This is a genomic window from Agromyces sp. NPDC052230, assembly GCF_040679595.1.
In the GTDB taxonomy this organism is placed as follows: domain Bacteria; phylum Actinomycetota; class Actinomycetes; order Actinomycetales; family Microbacteriaceae; genus Agromyces.
Genome location: NZ_JBFAVC010000002.1, coordinates 313,769 through 332,423, shown reverse-complemented (window position 1 = coordinate 332,423; position 18,655 = coordinate 313,769). Strand labels below are relative to the sequence as shown.

The following is an 18,655-nucleotide window of genomic DNA, read 5'->3' as shown; positions in this document are numbered from 1 at the left end:
TCCCGTTCAGCCGACGAGCTTGTTCCAGCCGTCGCCGTCGGCGTGCTCGAAGATGAGGTTCGTCTCGGTGTGTGCGACCGCCGGATGTCCCGTGAGATGCGCCAGCACGAACTCCCGCAGCTCCTCGGCGTCACGTGCGGCGACGTGCAGGAGGTAGTCGTCGGCGCCGGCCATGTGGAACACCCCGAGCACGCCGGGCAGGTGCGGCACCTGCGACCGGAAGGCGTCGATCTCGCTGCGATCGTGCTTCGCGAGCCGCACCGCGATGAGCGCCTGCAGCGAGACCCCGAGCGACGCGAGGTCGACGTCGACACGGTACCCGCGGATGGTGCCGAGGCTCTGCAGCCGACGGAGTCGGAGCGACACCGTCGACTCCGCGACCCCGACCTCGGCGGCGAGGGCGGCACCCGAAGCCCGGGCATTCGTCGACAGCGCCTGGAGCAGGGCACGGTCGACACGGTCGAGTTCGGCTCGTTGCGCCATCGGAGGGTCTCCCGGTATTGAGGTCGAGATGCAGATGCTTCGAGATTCCGACTCTATCGCATCGAATCTTCACACCGAGTTGCCGTTCATGATGCATTCTGCTTCATTCGAGAGATGCAGACATCGTCGTCCAAGTTCGAGACCCGCGCCGTCCACGGCGGTATGTCCGGGGTGCGCGAGAGCGGCTCCCATGTTCCCGTGATCGACTTCTCCACCACCAATCCGCTCGGATCGGTGGAGACCGGGGGCCTCTCCTACGAGGAGCTCGCCACCGGCCACGATCTCGGCGAGGGGCGATCCGCCGTGTACCAGCGGCTGTGGCAGCCCGGTGTCGCGCGGTTCGAGGAGGCCCTCGCGGGTCTCGAGGGCACCGAGGGTGCCGTCGCGTTCGCGAGCGGAATGGCCGCGCTCTCGGCGACCCTCATCGCGACCGTCGCGGCCGGACGCCCGCACGTCGTTGCCATGCGCCCGCTCTACGGTGGCAGCGACCACGTGCTCGAGAGCGGACTGCTCGGCACGCGCGTCACCTGGACCGACGCCGACGGCATCGCCGACGCCATCGAGGCCGACACCGGGCTCGTCATCGTCGAGACCCCCGCGAACCCGACCCTCGAGCTCGTCGATCTTCGCCGCGTCGCGGATGCCGCAGGTGATGTGCCCCTGCTCGTCGACAACACCTTCGCGACGCCGGTCCTGCAGCGGCCGGCCGAGCACGGCGCGACCCTCGTGCTGCACAGCGCGACGAAGTACCTCGGCGGTCACGGCGACGTGGTCGGCGGCGTCGTGGCCGGCGACCAGGCGTGGGTGGAGCGGCTCCGGCGGGTGCGCGCCCTCACCGGCGGCCTGCTGCACCCGATGGGCGCATACCTCCTGCACCGTGGACTCCGCACGCTGCCCGTGCGTGTGCGTGCCCAGCAGGAGACCGCGCGCGTGCTCGCCGAACGCCTGCTCGCCCACCCGGCCGTCGCGCGGGTGCACTACCCGGGCCTGCCCGGGCAGGACCCGGCGAGACTCGTCGGCAGCCAGCTCGAGGGGCCCGGCTCGATCATCGCCATCGATCTCGTCGGTGGCTACGAGGCCGCGGCGCGCTTCACCGAGTCGTGCGAGCTCGTGACGCACGCGGTCTCGCTCGGCGGCGTGGACTCGCTCGTGCAGCATCCGGCCTCGCTCACCCACCGCCCGGTCGAAGGCGACGCGAAGCCGGGGGCCGGCATCGTGCGGATCTCGGTGGGACTCGAGCATGTCGAGGACCTCACCGCCGATCTCATGGCCGCCCTCGATGCTGCGGAGCAGACAGGCGACGGTTCGCGCGCCTCCCACGCCGCCTGAGTCACTCGGCGCGCGGGGGCGCGGACGTCTCGGTCGACGCGCCGTCCGCCGGCGAAGCTCCTGCTCCCGCGTCCGCGGCACTGCCCGATGCCGTGGTCAGCGGCGGATTCCGGATCCCGATCCACGAGATCACCCCACCGACCGCGAGGGACGCCGCCACCACGATGGCTGCGCGTCGGTACCCGTCGACATCGAGCTGTGCTCCGGCGATCACACCGATACTCGCGATCGCCACGAGTCCCGCAATGCGCGCGACGGCGTTGTTCACGGCGGACCCGATGCCCGCTCGAGCCGGATCGACCGCAGCGAGGATCGCCGATGTCAGTGGCGCCACCGTCACCGCCAAGCCGAGCCCCACCACCAGCACACCGGGGAGGAAGTGCACCCAGTAGTTCAGTTCGGGCTGCACCGAGACGGTGAGGAGGTACCCGGCCGCCATGATGATCGGCCCGGCGGTCATGAAGATGCGCGGCCCGAATCGCGTCGAGAGGGTTCCGAACCAGGCACCGAGGAGCACGAGGATGACGGTCGGCGGCAGGGTCGCCAGACCGGCGAGGGTCGCCGAGAACCCGCCGGTCTCCTGCAGGAAGATCGTCATGACGAATGACCCCAGCGCGATCGACGCATAGATGAAGAGCGTCGCGAGGTTTCCCGCCGCGAAGTTGCGCGCTGCGAACAGGTTGAGCGGCAACATGGGATGCGGTGCCCGCCGCTCCCACCAGACGAACACGCCGAGGGCCACGATGCCCACCACGAGCGGCAGGATCACCCCGGCCGACGCCCACCCGAGCCGACCGCTCTCGATGAGCGCGAACACCGTGCCGCCCAGGCCGACGACGCCCAACGCGGCACCGACCCAATCGATGCGCGCACGATCGGGGTTGGCTGGATCGCGACCGAGCGCGTGCATGACGAGGAGCACGATCGCGATGGGCAACACGTTGATCCAGAACACCAGTCGCCACGACACCAGGTCGACGAGGGCGCCCCCGAAGAGCGGCCCCACGAGGAAGGCCGCCGTGGTCCACGCCGTCCACCGTCCGATCGCCCGACCCTGCTCGGACTGCGGGAACGTGGAGATGATGAGGGCGAGCGAACTCGGCACGAGCAAGGCACCGGCAGCGCCCTGCAGCCCGCGGGCGATCACGAGCACCACTCCGTCGGGTGCGACGGCGCAGAGCACGGACGTCGCCGCGAAGCCGTAGAGCCCGATGCGGATGATGCGCAGCCGTCCGAACGAGTCGGAGAGGGATCCCGCGAGCAGGATGAGCGCACCGAGCGTCAAGAGGTACGCGTCCACAGCCCACTGCTGCAGCATGAGCCCGCCGCCCAGCTCCGCGGCGATGGCGGGCAGTGCCACGTTGATGATCGCGCCGTCGAGGAACGCGATGAACGAGACGACGATGGCGACGACGAGCACGCGAGTGCGGCGGTCCATGACGGACATGTTCGCACACGAGCGGATGTCGCGGGGTGGTCGCCGCGGCATCCGACGCCCGTGCCGTCAGCGGCTCCCGAGCCGCTTGCGGAGGAACTCGATGCGTGCCTGCAACTGCGTGACCGTGGCCTGCGCGACGGCCGGGCCACCGCACACGCGGCGCAGTTCGGCGTGCACCTGCGAGTGCGGCTCGCCGGTCTGGCGCGCCCAGAGCCCGACGAGGCTGTTGAGGAGGGAACGCTGCTCCTTGAGCGTGCGGTAGAGGGCGACCGGTTCGGGGCGCTCGTCCTCCTGCTCGAGCACGTGCTTGCGCCGGTCCCCGGCCCGACGCGCCTGCCGTGCCTGCCGGTGGCGGAGGAGCTCCGACACCTGCTCGGGTTCGAGGATGCCGGGAATGCCGAGGAAGTCGTACTCCTCGTCGCTCCCGGGCTCGGCGAGGGTGCCGAACTCGGTGCCGTCGTAGAGCACGCGATCGAACGAGGCATCCGACCCGATGGCCTCCCAGGTGCCGAGGCCCGCTTCTTCGGAGGCGCGCTCCTCGCGGTTCGCGGACTCGAGCAGGCTGTCGTCGAGCCCGTCGTCGTCGTTGTCGCCGCTGCGACGATCGAGGGCGTGGTCGCGCTCGAGCTCGAGCTGCGACGCGAGGTTCATGAGGGTCGGCACATTGGGGAGGAACACCGACGCGGTCTCGCCGCGTCGGCGGGCTCGTACGAAGCGGCCGATCGCCTGGGCGAAGAACAGCGGCGTCGACGCGCTGGTGGCGTACACGCCGACCGCGAGGCGGGGCACGTCGACGCCCTCGGAGACCATCCGCACCGCGACCATCCACCTGCGCGTGTTGCCCGAGAACTCCTCGATGCGCGCGCTCGCCTCCTTCTCGTCGGAGAGCACGACGGTCACGGGTTCGCCGCAGATGCCCTCGAGGATCTGGGCGTACGCGCGCGCCATCGACTGGTCGGTCGCGATCACGAGGCCGCCCGCGTCGGGGATGCCGTGTCGCACCTCGGTGAGACGGCGATCGGCCGATGCGAGTACCGCCGGGATCCACTCGCCGGTCGGCTCGAGCGCGGTTCGCCACGCCGAGGACGTGATGTCCTTCGTGTTGTCCTCGCCGAGCTTCGCCTCCATCTCGTCGCCGGCTCTCGTGCGCCAGCGCATGTGGCCGGCGTAGACCATGAAGAGCACGGGGCGCACCACACCGTCGGCGAGGGCCCGGCCGTAGCCGTAGTCGTAGTCGGTCTTCGAGATGCGCACGCCCTGCGCGTCGGGTTCGTAGCGCACGAACGGGATGGGCGCCGTGTCGGAGCGGAACGGCGTGCCGGTGAGCGACAGCCGCTTCGTCGCGGGCTCGAACGCCTCGCGGATCGCATCGCCCCACGAGAGCGCATCGCCGCCGTGATGCACCTCGTCGAGGATGACGAGGGTGCGCCCCGAGAGCGTGAGCTCGCGGTGGAGGGCGGGCCGCATCGCGACCTGGGCGTAGGTCACCGCGACACCGTGGAAGTGCCGCGCGGTCTGCCCGTGCGCGTTCCGGAACCCGGGATCGAGTCGGATGCCGGCGCGCGCCGCGGCATCCGCCCACTGCCGTTTGAGGTGGTCGGTGGGGGCGACGACCGTGATGCGGTCGACGACCCGCCGTGCCCGCAGGTCGGCCGCGAGCCGCAGCGCGAAGGTCGTCTTGCCGGCGCCGGGCGTGGCGGCCGCGAGGAAGTCGCGGGGCATCTCAGCGAGGTACTGTTCGAGGGCTTCGGCCTGCCACGCACGGAGCTTGCTCGCCGTTCCCCACGGTGCGCGCGCGGGGAACGAGGGCGGGAGGTGCTCGGCGGCCGACGTGCCCGGCAGGTGGCCGGAGGGGGTCGCGGTGCTCACTGGATCCGAGCGTAGCGGAGGGCTCGGACATCCTCGAACCGGCTGCGCGGTACCCGTCCCCGACGCACCCCACAACCCGGCACAATGGACGCATGGTCACGCAGCAGCATCCCTGGTCGCGCTATGTCGCCATCGGCGACTCGTTCACCGAGGGCATCGGCGACCCCGAGCCAGGTGTCCCCGGCGGCCACCGCGGCTGGGCCGATCGCGTCGCCGAAGTGCTCTCGCAGGGCACCGAGGACTTCGCCTATGCGAACCTCGCCATCCGCGGCCGACTGATCCAGCAGATCATCGACGAGCAGCTGGAGCCCGCCCTCGAGTTGCGTCCCGACCTCATCACCATCTCCGCGGGTGGCAACGACGTCATCCGCCCGCGCACCGACCCCGACGAGATCGCGGCGCGCTTCGAGTCCGCGATCGAGCGGCTCTCCCGCAACCACGCGACGATCGTGCTGTTCACGGGCGTCGATGTGGGCTTCTCCCCCGTCTTCCGCGGCATCCGCGGCAAGGTCGCCATCTACAACGAGAACCTGCGCACGATCGCCGGCAAGTACGACTGCATCGTCGCCGACCAGTGGGCCCTCACCGAGATCCAGGACCAGCGCATGTGGGCGCCCGACCGCCTGCACCTCAACACGCTCGGCCACCACACGGTCGCGCGCATGGTGCTCGCCGCCCTCAACGTCGCGAACGACCTGGAGCCCATGAAGCCCGAGCCGCTTCCCACCAGCACGTGGCGCCAGGCTCGCGTCGAAGACCTGTCGTGGGCGCGCGAGTACCTCGTGCCGTGGGTGCTGCGGCGCATCCGCCACCAGTCGTCGGGTGACTTCGTGTCGGCGAAGCGGCCCGCCGCCGGCCCCTACTCGCTGCCCGACTGAGCGACCCGTGCGGCGTCGAACGCGCCCGGGTTGGTGAGGCGCCACCACGCGCCCGGGTCGTCGAGCGTCGCATCGAGCACGAGCGGCACGGTGATCTCCTGCGTGCCGGCGCGCACGATGGCGGTGCCGACCTCGGCGCCACGCGAGGCCAGCGTCACCGGCTGGGCCTGCACCTCCACGTCGACCGGGGTGTCGTTCCAGACGACGACGGATGCCCCGCCCGTCGTGCGTGCCCGAGCGGTGTCGCCCCACGGGGTGGCGTACTCGGCGAGGACCTGGCCTGCCTCGAGCGGCGCGACCTCGTGGAAGCCGGGCGTGATCGAGTCGAGGAGCGCCGCGATGGCGTCGTTCAGCACCGCGTGCGTCTGCCCGCCCAGCAGCACGCCGACGATCGTCACCGACGTGGAGCCGACCGGCACGTCGGCCGAGAAGAGCAGGTTCGCCGCGTCATCCGTCGTACCGGTCTTGATGCCGTCGACGCCGTGGCTGCCGAGGAGCTTGTTCGAGTTCTTCAGGGTGCCGAGCTCGGGGATGTCGACGGCCGGCGTCGCGACGATCTCGGCGAGCACGGGGTCGGTGAGCGCGAGCTGGCCGAGCTTCACGAGGTCGGCGGCGGTCGACACGTTGTCGAGGGAGAGTCCGCTCGTGTCGACGACGCGCGTGGACTGGAGCCCGTGCTCGGCGAGCCAGGCGTTCCCGCGTTCGACGGTCGCGTCGACCGAGCCGAGCGCCCAGTTCGCGACCGAGATCGCGTAGTTGTTGCCCGACGGAAGCATCATCGCCTCGAGGCTCTCGCGGAGCGTCAGCGATGAGCCGGCGACGACGGGCGCGACCGAGCCGTTCTGGGCGACCATGTCCCAGTAGATGTCGACGTCGGCCGCCGTGTAGGTGAGCTCCGGTCCGCCCTCGCCGGGGGCGATCGGGTGCGCCTCGAGCACGACGAGCGCGGTGACGACCTTCGTGATGCTCGCGATGGGAACGGATGCCCCCTCATCGCCGGCGGCGAGCAGCCCCTCGAACCCGACGGCGCCGACGGCGTAGCTGCCGAACCCGGGCAACGCGAGCTGCTGCGGCGGCGCGGCGACCGGCGCCGGATCGGTGACCTGCGGTGCGGCGACCGGCACGGGCGCACCGAGCGCGTTCGCCGTGTAGATCACGCCGCTCACGATCACGGCGAGCACGACGGCGAGCGCACTGAACACGACGATGCGGCGGCGGCGGTACACCTTCGCGCGGTCGGTGCGCGGGTCCCGCTCAGACATGAGCGCGCTCCTCCTCGACGGCCGGCTCCTCGTCGACGGCGAGGGCGTACAGCACCACCGCGGCCGCGGCCGCGACGTTGAGCGAGTCGACGCCATGCGCCATCGGGATCGTGACCACCCGGTCGGCGGCGGCCAGCGCCAGGCCGCTGAGACCGTCTCCCTCGGCCCCGAACACGAGCGCGAGCCGCTCGGGCGGATCGGTCGCGAGGTCGCGGAGCGACACGGCGTCGGCGGCGAGGGCGAGCGCGGCGATCGAGAAGTCGTGGCCGTGCAGCATCCGTGCCGCCTCGGGCCACTCGGGCAGACGCGTCCACGGCACCTGGAACACGGTGCCCATGCTGACCCGCACGCTGCGGCGATACAGCGGGTCGGCGCAACGCGGACTCACGAAGACCGCATCCGCGCCGAGCGCGGCGACACTGCGGAAGATCGCCCCCACGTTCGTGTGGTCGACGATATCCTCGAGCACCACGACGCGTCGCGCACCCGCCAGCAGCTCGGCCGGGTCGGGCAGCAGCGGTCGCTCGAACGCCGCGAGCGCGCCGCGATGCACCCGGTAGCCGGTGATCGCCTCGAGCTGGTCGGGGTCGGCGAGGTGCACCGGAATCTCGAACGGCGCGAGCTCGGATTCGAGCCCGGCCAGCCACTTCTCCTCCATGAGCACCGAACGCGGCCGGTGTCCCGCGCGGATCGCGCGGCGGATCACCTTCGCCGACTCGGCGATGTACAGCCCTGCGGCCGGCTCGTGCGCGCTGCGGAGTGAGACGTCGGTGAGCCGGGCGTAATCGGCCACCTCGTCGGATGCCGCGTCGCGGACTCGTTCGATGTGCATGGGTCTCCTCCCCTCCAGCCTGCCAGTGCGCGAAACAAACTGGTAAACCGACGCGTTTACACTGGGGAACACTCCGAAGGGAGATCCACATGGCATCTGGCCTGGAAGCTCCGCTGCTGACCGACGACCTGCTCGACACCGCCGTCTCGTTCATGCGCGGTGCACAGGTCGCCGTGCTCACGGGCGCCGGTGTCTCGACCGACTCGGGCATCCCCGACTACCGCGGCGAGGGCGCGCCCGTGCGCACGCCCATGACGTTCCAGACCTTCCTGGCATCGGAGACGGCCCGCAAGCGCTACTGGGCGGGCAGTCACCTCGGTTGGCGCAACTTCGCCGCGGCGAAGCCGAACTCGGCGCACCGCGCCCTCGCCCGCCTCGAGTCGCGGGGAGTCGTGCCGGGCGTCGTCACCCAGAACGTCGACGGCCTGCATCGTCGTGCCGGCAGCCGCCACGTGGTCGAGCTGCACGGCGGCATGGACCGTGTGCGCTGCCTCACGTGCGGCCAGCACTACGCCCGGCAGGCCATCGCCGACCGCCTCGCCGAGCTGAACCCACTCGTCGATCTCGACATGGCGATCCGGCCCTCCCCCGACGGCGACGTCGAGGTCGACGACGTCGAGTCGATGGCGATTCCCGCGTGCACGGTGTGCGGCGGCATCCTGAAGCCCGATGTCGTGTTCTTCGGCGAGTTCGTGCCGACCGACACGTTCCACTCGGCCGCCTCCCTCGTGCGCGGTGCCGACACCCTGCTCGTGGCCGGTTCGTCGCTCGTCGTGAACTCGGGGATCCGCCTCATCGAACTCGCCCGCCGGCGTCGCATGCCGATCATCGTGGTGAACCGCGGGGTGACGAAGGCCGACGGCCGCGCCACGGTGAAGATCGACGGCGGTGCCGGCGAGACGCTCACCGCGATTGCGGACTCGCTGCACTGAGCTCGAGCGAGGTCACCGCGGTCAGCCGCGCGCGCGACCCCGGCGTCCCCGGCGGCGTCGGCCGCCTGGTCCTACGGTGCGCCGCATGAGGTCGAGCAGCTTCTCGGCCGAGGTCGCCCAGTTGTACTTCGCAGCCACCTCGACGGATGCCGCGGAGCGCCGCTCCCACTCCCCGTCGCGCTCGAGCGCCCACAGTGCGCCGACGAGCGATTCGGGGTTCTCGGCGTCGAAGTACATCGCCGCGTGTCCGCCGATCTCGCGGAAGATCGGGATGTCGCTCACGACGACGGGCGTGCCGAGCCGCATGGCCTCGACGAGCGGGATGCCGAATCCCTCGGCGCGCGACGCGTGTACGAGCGCCGTCGCACCGAGGAGCAGCTCGGCGTATGCGGCATCCGTCACCCCGTCGTGGAAGACGAGCCGCGCCTGCGGAGCGAGCCGCGTGAGCCGCTCGCGTTCTTCGCGACTGATGCGACTGGCGAGGTGCAGCTCGTGGTCGGGCAGGGCGGCGACGGCACGCACGAGCGTGTCGACGTTCTTGTATGGCATGTACGAGCCCATGTATACGAGCCGCTTGCCCTCTGGGCGCACCCGAGGCAGCGCCGGCGTGCCGAGGTCGTCGGCGGCGTTCGGCACGACCGCGATGGGCCGTTCGGTGAGGTGGTGCTCGCGGATGAGTGCGGCGGTGGTCTCGGACACGGTGACGACCGCGTCGGCGCGATTGAGGAGCATCCGCTGCGGCCACCAGGCGAGGTGGTAGAGCCGCCAGAGCAGGCGAACGGGCGCCGGCAGGTCGCGTGGGGGCGTGCGGTTCTCGTAGTAGATGAGGTCGTGCACGGTGAGCAGCAGCTTGTAGTCGCGGCCCCATGAGCCCATGGTCTGCATGGGCGAGAACACGAGGTCGGGGCGGAGCTTCCGCACACGCAGAGCCACGAGGGGCTCGCGGATGCTCGTGGGCGAGCTCACCAGCTGCCACGGCAGTTGCGGCAGCATCTCGAGCTGGCGGTGGTCGCTGATGAGCATGGTGAGTGGATGCCGCCTGCCGAGCTCGGTGACGATGCCCGCCGTGAATCGGCTGATGCCGTCGTGGTGCCCGATGCGGACGTAGCGGCAGTCGACGACGATCCTCACGCCCGCGCTCCGGAGCGCAGGAACCGCAGGATGCGCGCCGCGGCGTCGCCCGGCGTCTCGTAGTGGATCAGGTGTCCGACCTCGGGGATGACCTCGAGCTTCGCGTCGGGGAAGAGCGTGACGAGACTCCGCTGCGCCTCGATGGGCGTGACGTCGTCGCGCTCGGCCGCCACGAGCAGCGTGGGCACGCGGATGTCGCGCGCGTACTCGCTGACGTCGTGGCTCACCGACGCGCGGAACGCCTCGAGCACCGCATCGCGGTCGCCGAACGCGGAGAAGTAGCGGTCGTGCTGGTCGTGGATCCAGCGCCGGAGCGTCTTCGACCTCGTCTTCGCCATGGTGACGCTCATGACGCGCACGATGGCGCCGTTGCGCAGGAGCGCGAACCCTGCGCGTTGGGGCAGCGCCGCCGCGGTGCGGTAGTAGAGCACCGCGAGGCGGGTCATCACGCCGCGAGGCCCCTCGAGCGCCGGGGCGCCGATCGGGTTCACGAGCACGAGCCGCTCAGGTGCGAGGCCGCGGGCGACGGCGGCCGCGGCCACGATCGAGCCGAATGAGTGCCCGAGCAGGACGTAGGGGCCGGTGATGCCGACGGCGACGACGAACGCGGCGAGCCACGCGGCGTACGCCTCGATGTCGTGCGGGCGGCCTTCGAAGGTGGCCGTCTCGCCGAAGCCGGGAAGGTCGGGCGAGACGATGCGGAACCCGGGCAGTTGCGCGACGACGGGCTCGAGGCCGTGGTGGTCGCCGCGGAACCCGTGCACGAGCACGAGCACCGGGGCATCCGCAGCACCGTATTCCCACCACGCGGTCTCGGTTCCGCCGACGTCGACACGGTGCCCGCGAACCGGGATGCGAGCGAGCTGCTCGGCGTACGGGGAGGCGATCATCACCGCCATTCTATGGCGAGCCCCCTGAACGCCCACGGCGCTTCCGGCACCGGATGCCACGCCACACGCGGTCGGTTCACCCTCCCTGACGGTGGCCGCCCATAGCCTTCGACCATGGATGTCCCCCCGCGCGCCCACTGGGCGAACACCCTCGCCGTCTTCGACCTCGAGACCACGGGCATCGACGTCGATACCTGCCGCATCGTCACGGCGCACGTGGGCGTGATCGGCTTCGGCGGCGAAGTGCTCGAACGACGCGAGTGGATCGTCGATCCGGGCGTCGAGATCCCCACGGCGGCCTCGCTCATCCACGGGGTGACCACCGAGCGGGCACGGCTCGAGGGCCAGGTTGCCGCCATCGCGGTCGCCGAGATCATCGAGGCATTGACGGATGCCGCGACGAGGGGCCTCCCGATCGTGGCATACAACGCCGCCTACGACCTCTCCGTGCTCGCCCGCGAGGCCGAACGCTACGGCCACACTCCCCTGCCCGGACCCGGCCCCGTCATCGACCCGCTCGTCATCGACAAGGCCGTCGACCGGTACCGGCGCGGCAAGCGCACGCTCACCGCCACGGCCGCGCACTACGGTGTCTTGCTGCCGAACGCCCACGACGCCGGCGCCGATGCCGTTGCCGCGGGCCGGGTCGCGCAGGCGATCGCACGCGCCTACCCCGAGCTCGCCGCCATCGCCGTGGCCGACCTGCACGCCCGCCAGGTCGACTGGTGCCGCGAGCAGGCCGAGAGCTACCAGGCGTGGCGCCGCGCCAACGGCGAGCCCGAATTCACGACGTCGGGCGCGTGGCCGGTGCGCTGACGCGCCCTCGCTGCCGCGGCATCCGCACCACACCCTTCGCGGCCGAGCGCGAAAGCATGGGGACACGCCGCGGCGGCTGGGGAAACATCCCGGATGCTCCTGCAGCTGCTGCGGGCTCCTGTTTTCGCGACGCCGTGCCCGGGCACGATGAAGGGCGAGCGACCGGAGTCGCTCGCCCTTCGAGTGGCAGGTGTTTACTTGCCGAAGTTACTCGGCGTGTAAACGCTCCTCGGTCGGAGTCTCCCGCCGAAACACACGCCGATACTTCACGACGAGCCAGATGTTGTACGCGAAGTTCAACACGGCGGCGGCGAACAGTACCCAGAACCACGGCGACATCACCTGGGCGATCACCCAGAAGATGAAGATGAAGAAGGGCGAAAACACGATCGCGACCCACGCGGAGATGAGCTGATACCGCGGGTCCCTTCCCAGCACCTTCAGCGACTGGTTCAGTGACGGCGATGCATCTGGGGCCAACGTTGCCTCCATCGGCGGGCGCAAGAGCGGGGTCAGGGTCCATCGTAAGTCGCCCCCGGACACCGAGAGGGCCCCGCCGAATGGCGGGGCCCTCCCAAGCGTGGCAGTTAGTTCTTGCCGAAGTTCTTGAAGCGCTGGTTGAACTTCTCGACGCGGCCGGCCGAGTCCATGATGCGCTGCTTGCCCGTGTAGAACGGGTGCGACTCCGACGAGATCTCGACGTCGATGACGGGGTACGTCTCGCCGTCGAGCTCGATCGTCTTGTCGCTCGAGACCGTCGAGCGGGTGAGGAACGTGGCGCCCGAAGCGAGGTCGCGGAAGACGACGGCGTTGTACTGGGGGTGGATGTCGGTCTTCATGGAGACTTCCTTGCTGATCGGATGATGTTCGGGAATCCCACCCACGAGCACATGCGCGTGGCAGGAAAGCATGGTGGCCCGCGGGCCAGCTACCGATTCTAGCAGAACCGACGCTGTCGCACGTCAGGCAGCGGCGGACCGCGCGACGTAACGCCGGTCGTGCTCGGTGAGCTCGATCGGGATGCCGAACGTCTCGGTCAGCGACTCCGACGTGAGCGCCTCGGCGATGGGGCCGGCCTCGACGATCCTGCCGTGCGCGAGGAGCATCGCGTGCGTGAAGCCCGGCGGGATCTCCTCGACGTGGTGCGTGACCATGATGATCGCGGGCGACGCGGGCGAGGAGGCGTAGCCTCCGAGGAGGCCGACGAGCTCCTCGCGCGCACCGAGGTCGAGGCTGGCGGCCGGCTCATCGAGCAGCAGGAGCTCGGGATCGGTCATCACCGAGCGCGCGATCTGCACGCGCTTCTGCTCACCGTCGGAGAGGCTCCCGAAGCGGCGCTCCGCGAAGCCCTCGAGACCCCACTCCTTCAGCACGCGGTTGGCACGACGGAGGTCGATCTCCTCGTACTCCTCGTTCCACCGGCCGGTGACCGAGTAGGCCGCCGTGAGCACGGTGTCGAGCACCGACTCGTTGCGCGGGATCTTGCGTGCCATGGCGGTGGATGCGAAGCCGATCATCGGCCGCAGCTCGAAGACGTCGACCTTGCCGAGCGCCTCCTGCAGCACGTCGGCGGTGCCCTTGGTCGGATGCATCGCCGCGGCCGCGATCTGGAGCAGCGTGGTCTTGCCGGCCCCGTTCGGCCCGAGGATGACCCAGCGCTCGTCGGATCCGACGGTCCACGTGATGGAGTCGAGGATCGCATTGCCGTCTCGGACCACCGACACATCGTTGAACGCCAGAACCGTGCTCGCCATGTCACCAATGCTATCGGGATGCGGAGCGGCACCCCGCGCGCCCGACGGCGACCCCGTGGGAACCGCCAGGCTGTGTGCGGCGGTCATCGTGCGATCACGCGATCGTAGACCTCGCGGGTGCGCGCGGCGATCGCATCCCAGGCGAAGTGCGTCTCCGCGCGACGTCGGCCCGCCTCCCCCATGGCGCGCGCCGCGGCCGGGTCGCTCACCACGCGCGTGAGCGCCGCGGCGAGATCCGCGACGAAGGCGTCGGGGTCGAGCGGAGTCCCGGTGCCGTCGTCGGCCTGCGCGATCGGCACGAGCACCCCGGTCTCGCCGTCCTTGATGACTTCTGGAATGCCGCCTGTCGCGGTGCCCACCACGGGCGCACCGCAGGCCATCGCCTCGAGGTTCACGATGCCGAGCGGCTCGTACACCGACGGGCAGACGAACGTCGTGGCCGAGGTCAGCAGTGCCGTGAGCTCGGCACGCGGGAGGTGGCGGTCGATCCAGATCACGCCGTCGCGCTCGGCGCGCAGCTCCTCGACGAGGCCCGTGACCTCGCGCATGATCTCCTCGGTGTCGGGAGCCCCGGCGCAGAGCACGAGCTGCACGTCGTCGGGCAGCAGCCGCGCCGCCCGCAGGAGGTACGGCAGGCCCTTCTGCCGGGTGATCCGTCCGACGAAGATGACCGACGGCCGGTCGGGGTCGAGTCCCAGTGCCCGGGCGGTGTCGGAGTCGTGGTTCGGCCGCCAGTCGACGAGGTCGATGCCGTTGTAGACGACCTCGACGTGGGCGGGGTCGATCGCCGGGTAGGCGCGCAGGATGTCGCGTCGCATGCCGTCGCTCACGGCGATCACGGCGTCCGCATCCTCGAAAGCCGTGCGCTCGACCCACGACGAGAGCCGGTAGCCGCCGCCGAGCTGCTCGGCCTTCCACGGACGGAGGGGTTCGAGGCTGTGCGCGGTGACCACGTGCGGGATGTCGTGCAGGCGCTTCGCGGTGAAGCCGGCGAAGTTCGCGTACCACGTGTGCGAGTGCACCACGTCGGACCCCGCGACATCACCCGCCATGAGCAGGTCGACGCCCATGGTGCCGAGCGCGGCGTTCCGGCCCGAGAACTCCGACGGCGTCGGGTACGCGAACGTGCCGGGTTCGTCGCGCGGTGCGCCGAAGCAGCGCACGGAGACCTCGAGGTCACGCCGCAGCGCTCGCACGAGCTCGGCGACGTGCACCCCCGCTCCGCCGTACACCTCGGGTGGATACTCGCGGGTGAGCAGGTCGACGCGCATGCAGCAACGCTAGCGCAGCGGCATCCGTCAACCCCATCGTCATGCCCCGACTTCGACCCACGCCATCGGCCACCTCTGACTACGCTGGGACGCATGGCCACGCGCAAGGTTTTCGGCATCGTGCTCGCCGGCGGCGAGGGGAAGCGCCTCATGCCCCTCACCGAGGACCGCGCGAAGCCCGCGGTGCCGTTCGGTGGGCAGTACCGACTCGTCGACTTCGCCCTCTCGAACCTGCTCAACTCGGGGCTTCGGCAGATCGTCGTGCTCACGCAGTACAAGTCGCACAGCCTCGACCGGCACGTCTCGCAGACCTGGCGCATGGGCCCCCTGCTCAACTCGTACGTGGCGTCGGTGCCCGCACAGCAACGCCTCGGCAAACGCTGGTTCTCGGGATCGGCCGACGCGATCCTGCAGAGCCTCAACCTCATCTACGACGAGCAGCCCGACATCATCGTGGTGGTCGGCGCCGACCACGTGTACCGCATGGACTTCGCGCAGATGATCGACGCACACATCGAGTCGGGGCTCGCCGCGACGGTCGCTGCGATCCGCCAGCCCATCACCCTCGCCGACCAGTTCGGCGTCATCGAGGTCGACCCGAAGCAGCCCGACCGCATCCACCGCTTCCTCGAGAAGCCGAAGGAGCCGGTGGGCCTGCCCGATGCGCCACACGAGGTGCTCGCCTCGATGGGCAACTACGTCTTCGATGCGGACGCGCTCATCGATGCCGTGCTCCGCGACGGCGAGCGTGCCGATTCGAGCCACGACATGGGCGGCGACATCATCCCCGCGTTCGTCAACGAGGGGGCGGCAGGCGTGTACGACCTCAAACGCAACGACGTGCCAGGTTCGACCGACCGCGACCGCTACTACTGGCGCGACGTGGGAACCATCGACTCGTTCTTCGAGGCCCACCAGGACCTCATCTCGGTGCTCCCGGTGTTCAACCTCTACAACCGGGAGTGGCCGATCTTCAGCCAGCAGCTCAACTCGCCGCCGGCCAAGTTCACGCGCGACGCGCGCGGCACCCTCGGCACCGTCATCGACTCGATCGTCTCGCTCGGCTCGGTCATCTCGGGCGCGCACGTCGAGCGCAGCGTGCTCGGGCCTTGGGCGATCGTCGGTTCGGGGGCGCACGTCTCCGACTCGATCCTGTTCGATCGCGCCCGCATCGACGCTGGGGCAACGGTGCAGCGCGCGATCCTCGACAAGGAGGTCGTCGTCGAGACGGGCGCGCGCATCGGCGTCGACCGCGCCGAAGACCTGGCGCGCGGCTTCATCGTCACCGACAGCGGCATCACGGTCGTCGGCAAGGGTTCGAGGGTTCGGTCCGCGGCGTGACGGGCGGTGAACGCGGCCGCGCGAGCGGCCCCCTCGTCGTGCTCGACGCCGACTCCACGCTCATCCGCGAGGAGGCCATCGAGCTGCTGGCGGATGCCGCGGGCGGCCTCGAGCTCGTCGCGGCCGTGACGGAGCGCGCCATGCGCGGCGAGCTCGACTTCGCGGCAAGCCTCCGCGAACGTGTCGCGACCCTCGAGGGGCTCGACGTCGCCGCGTTCGAGCGGGTCCGGCTGCAGATGACGCCCACGCCGGGCGTGCAGGAGCTCATCGACGGCGTGCACGCCGCGGGCGGGCACGTCGGCGTGGTCTCGGGCGGATTCCACGAGTTGCTCGATCCGCTCGCGACGCGCCTCGGCCTCGACTTCTGCCGTGCCAACCGCCTCGAGGTAGCCGGCGGCCGGCTCACCGGCCGGGTCGACGGCCCCATCGTGGACGCGCACGCGAAGGCGACGTCACTCGACGAGTGGGCGGAGGCGAGCGGCATCCGTCACGACCGCACGGTTGCGGTGGGCGACGGCGCGAACGACCTCGAGATGCTCGGCCGGGCCGCGCTCGGCGTCGCGTTCTGCGCGAAGCCCGTCGTGCGCGAGCGAGCGGATGTCGCGATCGACCGCCCAGATCTGAGCCAGGTGCTGGCGCTCCTCGGCCTGCGGGGCTGACGCCCGCCGCGTCGAAGGCTGCAGGCGAGTTCGGCTCCGGGGTCTGGCCGCATCGGCGCGGCCGTCGTAGCATGTGCCCCATGTCCGGACGCCTGGTCGCACGTGCATTCTCCGCCGCCGCACTCGCCGGCCTCCTCGTCGCCTCGGCGGCGGGAGCCGCCCAGGCCGCGAACTCGCCACCGGGCGGCGGTCAGGTCGAGGACCTCATCGAACTCCCCGACGGGTTCCGGCCCGAGGGCATCGCGATCGATCCGCGCGGCATCGCCTACGTCGGCTCGCTCGCCGATGGCGACATCTACGCGGCCGACCTGCACACCGGTACGGGCGAGATCATCAGCGAGGGACCCGGGACTCCGTCGGTCGGGCTCAAGATCGACCAGCACGATCGGCTCTTCGTGGCGGGTGGTCCATCGGGCACCGCGCGCGTGGTCGATGCCGCCAGTGGCGACATCCTCGCGACCTACCAACTCACGACCGGCACGACGTTCGTCAACGACGTGGTGCTCACCAAGGACGGTGCCTGGTTCACCGACAGCATGCAGGCGCAGCTGTACTTCCTGCCCATCGGCCCGTCAGGCGAACTTCCCGACCAGTCCGACGTGCTCACCGTTCCGCTCACCGGCGACTGGGTGCAGCAGCCGGGCTTCAACGCGAACGGCATCGCCATGACCCCCGACCGTCGCGCGCTGTTCGTCGTGCAGTCATCGACCGGCACGCTCTTCCGGGTGGATCCAGCCTCCGGCGAGGCGATCGCGGTCGACCTCGGCGGCGCGCAGGTCCCGAACGGCGACGGACTGCTCGTGCTCGGTCGCACGCTGTACGTGGTGCAGAACCAGCTGAACCAGGTGGCGGTGTTCGAGATGGCGGCGCAGGGCTTCTCGGGCCGGCTGGTCGACACGCTGACGGGCCCCGAGTTCGACATCCCGACCACAGTCGCCAGGTACGGCGACGGCCTGTTCCTCCCGAATGCGAGGTTCAACACGCCGCCGACGCCCGACACCGAGTACTGGGTGACGCGCGTCGACCGGTAGCGGCCGGGTGAGGAGTGCCGCGGCTAGTGCCCCATCCCGAGGCCGCCGTCGACCGGGATGACCGCGCCCGAGATGTAGCCGGCATCGTCGCCCGCGAGCCACGCGACGACCTTCGCGACCTCGTCGGGCGACGCGAAGCGGGCGAGCGGAATGCTCTTCAGGTACTCCGCCTGCTGCGCCTCGGGGAGTTCGTCGGTCATGTCGGTCTCGATGAATCCCGGCGCGACGACGTTGGCGGTGATGTTGCGGGCGCCCAGCTCACGCGTGAGGGAGCGTGCCATGCCCACGAGGCCGGCCTTCGATGACGAGTAGTTCACCTGGCCGGCCGAACCGTAGAGCCCGACGACGCTCGAGATCAGCACGATGCGTCCGAACCGGGCCTTGAGCATGCCCTTCGAGGCGCGCTTCACCACCCGGAACGCCCCGGTGAGGTTCGTGTCGACGACGCTCGTGAAGTCGTCCTCGCTCATGCGCATGAGGAGCGTGTCGCGCGTGATGCCGGCGTTCGCCACGACGACCTCCACTGGGCCGAGCGCCGCCTCCACCTCGGTGAAGGCCTGGTCGACGGATGCCGCATCCGTGACATCCGCTCGCACCGTGAGCGAGCCCTCCGGGCCCTCGCCCGACCGAGCGGTGACCGCCACCCGGTGGCCCTGGGCGAGGAACTCGCGGGCGATCGCGTGCCCGATTCCCCGGTTGCCTCCGGTCACGAGGACGGTGCGGCTCGTCGTCATGCTGG

The 18,655-nt window shown here is 70.5% G+C and carries 19 protein-coding genes; 7 read left to right on the top strand and 12 right to left on the bottom strand.

Annotation, left to right across the window (positions count from 1 at the left end; all coding sequences use genetic code 11):
- Positions 1-6: 6 nt before the first annotated feature.
- Positions 7-483 (bottom strand): Lrp/AsnC family transcriptional regulator, encoded by a 477-nt coding sequence (locus AB0K73_RS06790; RefSeq protein ID WP_360511921.1) that lies wholly within the window; start codon positions 481-483, stop codon positions 7-9.
- Positions 484-597: 114 nt separating this feature from the next.
- Here AB0K73_RS06790 and AB0K73_RS06785 point away from each other — a divergent pair, with 114 nt between their 5' ends.
- Complete coding sequence (locus AB0K73_RS06785) at positions 598-1,812, top strand: aminotransferase class I/II-fold pyridoxal phosphate-dependent enzyme (protein WP_360511919.1); 1,215 nt, start codon at positions 598-600, stop codon at positions 1,810-1,812.
- Between the two features lies 1 nt (position 1,813).
- On the opposite strand, the gene AB0K73_RS06780 is transcribed toward AB0K73_RS06785, so the two are convergent.
- Together AB0K73_RS06780 and AB0K73_RS06775 are read right to left on the bottom strand one after the other, a co-directional pair.
- Positions 1,814-3,250, bottom strand: coding sequence for an MFS transporter (locus AB0K73_RS06780; protein ID WP_360511917.1), 1,437 nt, complete (start codon positions 3,248-3,250; stop codon positions 1,814-1,816).
- 66 nt (positions 3,251-3,316) lie between these two features.
- Positions 3,317-5,119: a DEAD/DEAH box helicase gene (locus tag AB0K73_RS06775; protein ID WP_360511914.1), complete on the bottom strand. Its 1,803-nt coding sequence runs from the start codon at positions 5,117-5,119 to the stop codon at positions 3,317-3,319.
- A gap of 92 nt (positions 5,120-5,211) precedes the next feature.
- On the opposite strand from AB0K73_RS06775, the gene AB0K73_RS06770 reads away from it, so the two are divergent.
- Complete coding sequence (locus tag AB0K73_RS06770; RefSeq protein WP_360511912.1) at positions 5,212-5,997, top strand: SGNH/GDSL hydrolase family protein; 786 nt, start codon at positions 5,212-5,214, stop codon at positions 5,995-5,997.
- Here AB0K73_RS06770 and AB0K73_RS06765 read toward each other — a convergent pair.
- Together AB0K73_RS06765 and AB0K73_RS06760 are read right to left on the bottom strand one after the other, a co-directional pair.
- Positions 5,979-7,259, bottom strand: coding sequence for a serine hydrolase (locus AB0K73_RS06765; protein ID WP_360511910.1), 1,281 nt, complete (start codon positions 7,257-7,259; stop codon positions 5,979-5,981). The two genes, AB0K73_RS06770 and AB0K73_RS06765, sit on opposite strands and share 19 nt — an antisense overlap.
- Positions 7,252-8,091, bottom strand: a complete 840-nt coding sequence (locus AB0K73_RS06760) for an RNA methyltransferase (RefSeq protein ID WP_360511908.1) — start codon at positions 8,089-8,091, stop codon at positions 7,252-7,254. The genes AB0K73_RS06765 and AB0K73_RS06760 overlap by 8 nt, the downstream gene beginning before the upstream one ends.
- Before the next feature lie 89 nt (positions 8,092-8,180).
- Here AB0K73_RS06760 and AB0K73_RS06755 point away from each other — a divergent pair, with 89 nt between their 5' ends.
- The gene (locus tag AB0K73_RS06755; protein WP_360511906.1) at positions 8,181-9,023 is read left to right on the top strand and encodes an NAD-dependent protein deacetylase; all 843 of its coding nucleotides are present in this window, start codon (positions 8,181-8,183) and stop codon (positions 9,021-9,023) included.
- Positions 9,024-9,044: 21 nt separating this feature from the next.
- Here AB0K73_RS06755 and AB0K73_RS06750 read toward each other — a convergent pair whose 3' ends face one another.
- The gene (locus AB0K73_RS06750) at positions 9,045-10,154 is read right to left on the bottom strand and encodes a glycosyltransferase family 1 protein (RefSeq protein ID WP_360511904.1); all 1,110 of its coding nucleotides are present in this window, start codon (positions 10,152-10,154) and stop codon (positions 9,045-9,047) included.
- Positions 10,151-11,047 carry an alpha/beta hydrolase gene (locus AB0K73_RS06745; RefSeq protein WP_360511902.1) on the bottom strand — a complete coding sequence of 299 codons (897 nt, stop codon included), beginning with the start codon at positions 11,045-11,047 and terminating at the stop codon, positions 10,151-10,153. The genes AB0K73_RS06750 and AB0K73_RS06745 overlap by 4 nt, the downstream gene beginning before the upstream one ends.
- Positions 11,048-11,158: 111 nt before the next feature.
- On the opposite strand from AB0K73_RS06745, the gene AB0K73_RS06740 reads away from it, so the two are divergent.
- Complete coding sequence (locus AB0K73_RS06740) at positions 11,159-11,860, top strand: exonuclease domain-containing protein (RefSeq protein ID WP_360511900.1); 702 nt, start codon at positions 11,159-11,161, stop codon at positions 11,858-11,860.
- A gap of 207 nt (positions 11,861-12,067) precedes the next feature.
- Here the strand turns inward: AB0K73_RS06740 and AB0K73_RS06735 are convergent, their stop codons facing one another.
- The 4 genes from AB0K73_RS06735 to glgA all read right to left on the bottom strand — a co-directional run bounded on the left by AB0K73_RS06735 (position 12,068) and on the right by glgA (position 14,885).
- Positions 12,068-12,340 (bottom strand): hypothetical protein, encoded by a 273-nt coding sequence (locus AB0K73_RS06735; protein ID WP_360511898.1) that lies wholly within the window; start codon positions 12,338-12,340, stop codon positions 12,068-12,070.
- Between the two features lie 107 nt (positions 12,341-12,447).
- On the bottom strand, positions 12,448-12,699 hold the full coding sequence (locus AB0K73_RS06730) for a type B 50S ribosomal protein L31 (RefSeq protein ID WP_360511896.1): 252 nt from the start codon (positions 12,697-12,699) through the stop codon (positions 12,448-12,450).
- A 123-nt stretch (positions 12,700-12,822) separates the two neighbouring features.
- The gene (locus AB0K73_RS06725; RefSeq protein WP_360511894.1) at positions 12,823-13,614 is read right to left on the bottom strand and encodes an ABC transporter ATP-binding protein; all 792 of its coding nucleotides are present in this window, start codon (positions 13,612-13,614) and stop codon (positions 12,823-12,825) included.
- An 83-nt stretch (positions 13,615-13,697) separates the two neighbouring features.
- Positions 13,698-14,885: a glycogen synthase gene (gene glgA, locus AB0K73_RS06720; RefSeq protein WP_360511892.1), complete on the bottom strand. Its 1,188-nt coding sequence runs from the start codon at positions 14,883-14,885 to the stop codon at positions 13,698-13,700.
- Positions 14,886-14,978: 93 nt separating this feature from the next.
- On the opposite strand from glgA, the gene AB0K73_RS06715 reads away from it, so the two are divergent.
- From AB0K73_RS06715 to AB0K73_RS06705, 3 genes are all read left to right on the top strand, one after another.
- Positions 14,979-16,226: a glucose-1-phosphate adenylyltransferase gene (locus AB0K73_RS06715; RefSeq protein WP_360511890.1), complete on the top strand. Its 1,248-nt coding sequence runs from the start codon at positions 14,979-14,981 to the stop codon at positions 16,224-16,226.
- Positions 16,223-16,885, top strand: a complete 663-nt coding sequence (gene serB / locus AB0K73_RS06710) for a phosphoserine phosphatase SerB (protein ID WP_360511888.1) — start codon at positions 16,223-16,225, stop codon at positions 16,883-16,885. The genes AB0K73_RS06715 and serB overlap by 4 nt, the downstream gene beginning before the upstream one ends.
- Before the next feature lie 80 nt (positions 16,886-16,965).
- Complete coding sequence (locus tag AB0K73_RS06705) at positions 16,966-17,916, top strand: hypothetical protein (protein ID WP_360511886.1); 951 nt, start codon at positions 16,966-16,968, stop codon at positions 17,914-17,916.
- Positions 17,917-17,939: 23 nt separating this feature from the next.
- Here the strand turns inward: AB0K73_RS06705 and AB0K73_RS06700 are convergent, their stop codons facing one another.
- Positions 17,940-18,650, bottom strand: a complete 711-nt coding sequence (locus AB0K73_RS06700; protein WP_360511884.1) for a beta-ketoacyl-ACP reductase — start codon at positions 18,648-18,650, stop codon at positions 17,940-17,942.
- Positions 18,651-18,655: the final 5 nt, after the last annotated feature.